Origin of the sequence: Mesorhizobium sp. M4A.F.Ca.ET.050.02.1.1 (genome assembly GCF_003997725.1) — a bacterium.
In the GTDB taxonomy this organism is placed as follows: domain Bacteria; phylum Pseudomonadota; class Alphaproteobacteria; order Rhizobiales; family Rhizobiaceae; genus Mesorhizobium.
This window is the reverse complement of the sequence record NZ_RZSG01000382.1, coordinates 2,630-5,641: the sequence shown is the minus strand read 5'-3', so window position 1 is coordinate 5,641 and position 3,012 is coordinate 2,630. Positions and strand designations below refer to the sequence as shown.

Annotated in this window: 2 protein-coding genes; one reads left to right on the top strand and one right to left on the bottom strand. The window is 59.4% G+C overall.

Going from position 1 to position 3,012, the window contains the following annotated elements:
* Positions 1–85 precede the first annotated feature (85 nt).
* Positions 86–2,122: an NADH:flavin oxidoreductase gene (locus EOA33_RS22170; protein WP_126055060.1), complete on the bottom strand. Its 2,037-nt coding sequence runs from the start codon at positions 2,120–2,122 to the stop codon at positions 86–88.
* Positions 2,123–2,266: 144 nt separating this feature from the next.
* Between EOA33_RS22170 and EOA33_RS22165 the strand changes: the two genes are divergently transcribed.
* Positions 2,267–2,896, top strand: coding sequence for a TetR/AcrR family transcriptional regulator (locus EOA33_RS22165; protein WP_126055061.1), 630 nt, complete (start codon positions 2,267–2,269; stop codon positions 2,894–2,896).
* The last annotated feature ends 116 nt before the right edge of the window (positions 2,897–3,012 follow it).

Here is a 3,012-nt window from a genome sequence, read left to right as displayed (position 1 = left end):
GAACCATTCAATACCACGAATCCTGTATCTGGTTATGGCTGAACCCTTGATATGAATGAGCGGAGCGTTCGTCCGCTGCCGGCCATCAGATATCCTTCGCCAGGCGCAGCGCGTCATAGATCGCGGCGTGGGTGTTGCGCGCTGAGACCGCGTCTCCGATGCGGAAGAGCTGGAACTGACCCTCCGGATTGCGCACCACCGACTGCGGTTGCCCGGCGATGAGCTCGTCGTGCGAAACCTCGCCGTGATTGGTCGATTTCGGTTTCAGTTCGAAATAGATGTCGTCGAGCGGAATGGTGCCGTGATTGACGACAACCTGGTCCACGATGCGCTGTTTGGAGACGCCGCCGTAGTCGCTGCCGACATGTGCAATGAGCTGGTTACCGTTCTTTTCAACAGACTCGAGCCGATAGGTAACCGTGAAGGTCACATCGAGTTTTTGAAGAGATCTCATGTAAGGCACGAGATTCATAGCCATGACCTCGGGTGAGAAGGACCGGTCCGGTGTCATGATCTCGACCTTCGCTCCGGCGCCCGCGAGGAATTCGGCAGCCTGGAGTGCCGCGTGGTCACCCGCATCGTCGAAGATGAGGACATTGGTCCCCGGCTTCGCGTCGCCGGAGATGATGTCCCATGAAGACACCACGAACTCGTTGCCCTTGGATAGGACATCGGTGTGCGCCACTCCGCCGGTGGCAATGATGACGACGTCCGGATTTTCAGCCTCGATGGTTTCGGCTTCCGCCCAGGTATTGAACTGGATGGACACTCCGTGCTTTTCGCACTGAGCCATTCGCCATTCGATGATGCTCATCATCTCCCTGCGACGCGGGCTCTGCGCCGTCAGGCGGATCTGCCCTCCCGGACCGCTTGCGGCCTCGAAGACCACCACCTCATGTCCCCGCTCGCCGGCAACGCGCGCGGCCTCGAGGCCAGCCGGACCGGCGCCGACGACGACAACTTTCTTGCGGGTCGCGGCCTTGGCGACGATGTGCGGCATGGTCACCTCGCGACCGGTCGCCGCGTTATGAATGCAGTATGCCGCTCCGCCCTGGTAGATACGGTCGAGGCAATAATTGGCGCCTACGCAGGGCCTGATTTCGTCTTCGCGCTTTTCGATGATCTTGCGCACGATGTGCGGGTCGGTCATATGAGCGCGCGTCATGCCGATCATGTCCACCTTGCCCGACGCGATCGCGTGGCGCGCAGTCGCCACATCCGGTATTTTCGCCGCGTGAAAGGTCGGGAAGTTGGTCGCAGCGCGAATCTCGCCCGCAAAATCAAGGTGCGGCGAGTTCGTCATTCCCTGAATTGGGATGACGTCCGTCAGGCCGGCGTCGGTGTCGATGTGGCCGCGGATCACGTTGAGGTAGTCGATAAGTCCGCTTTCCTTGAGGCGTCTGGAGATTTCAAAACCCTCCGCCTTGCCGGTGCCGCCGGGGAGACATTCATCCGCGGTATATCGAACGCCCAGGATGAAATCCTCGCCAACCCGAGCGCGGATCGCCTTCAAGACATCCATGCAGAAGCGCATGCGGTTGTCGAGCGAACCGCCGTAAGGACCGTCAAGATCGTTCGTCAGTGGAGACGTGAACTGATCGAGCAAGTGGCCGTAAGCCTCGAGCTCGACGCCATCCATCCCGCCTGCCTTCATTCGTTCGGCGGCATCCGCGAAGTCCTTGATGATGCGCTCAATATCCCAGTCTTCAATCTTCTTGGGAAAGGCGCGGTGTGAGGCTTCACGCTGATGGGACGGAGCCACGACGGGAAGCCAATCGCCTTTGTCCCAACGTGTGCGCCGTCCAAGATGGGTCAGTTGGATCATGATGGCGGCGCCCTCTTCGTGGACCGCATCGGTCATTTTCCTGATCCACGGCACGATCTCGTCCTTGTAGGCGAGCAGGTTATTGAAAACCGGAGGACTGTCCTTCGAAACCGCCGCAGACCCCGCCGTCATCGTCATCGCCACACCGCCCCTGGCCCTTTCCACCGTGTAAGCAAGATAGCGCTGCTTCGGCATCCCATCCTCCGGATAAGCCGGCTCGTGGGACGTCACGATGATGCGATTGCGAAGGGTCAAATGCTTGAGCTTGTAAGGCTGCAGAAGGGGATCGTTCGACATCTGACGGACTCCGGCTGGGGGCACATGCGACGCTATTCGAAAATGTACAGATATGTCAAGTTTGAGTTCTGTCAGGTCGACTAAATCGACATAAGTGTACATTTTGCTGGTTTTCATTCCGACATTTTGATAGGCAGGACGCTCATGGAGCAGATTTCGAACGATAGCGGTTGGCGCGGATCGCCGGAGGGGTGGCTTGGAGCCGCCTACGACCTGCTTCTGGAATCCGGCGTCGATACGGTGCGAATTTCGCCGCTTGCCAAGAAGCTGGGCCTGTCGCGCACCAGCTTCTATTGGTTCTTCAAGGACCGAGAAGAACTGCTGGCTGCCCTCGTGACCCGTTGGCGGGACAAGAACACCGGCAACCTCGTCAAGCAGGCTGAGGCATATGCCGAGACGATCGCCGAAGCGATGCTGAACGTCTTCGACTGCTGGCTCGACAAGTCCCTGTTCGATGCCCAGTTCGAGTTCGCGGTCAGAAGCTGGGCGCTTCAGTCGCCTGAGATTCTGGCAGAGGTACACAAAGCCGACCAGACGCGTCTCGACGCAATGAGCCAGATGTTCGTCCGCTTCGGCCACGAGGAAAGCTCAGCCGACGTCCGAGCGCGCACCATCTACCTCGTGCAGATCGGCTACATCTCGATGCAGACCAAGGAGGATCTCGCGATCCGGATGAAGCGCATCCCCGGCTACGTCGAGATTTTTACAGGCCAGGCCCCGCACAAGCGCGAGTTGGACCGGTTCTTCGCCAGGCATGGCTATTCGGCGGATTGAGGAAGAGCTTCGACAATGGGCGAGCCCGTGAGGATCGGAATAATCGGTGGAGGCGGCTGGCTTGGGCGCGCCATCGTCGAGGCCATCATCGATGCCCAAATAGTCGCCGGCGAGCA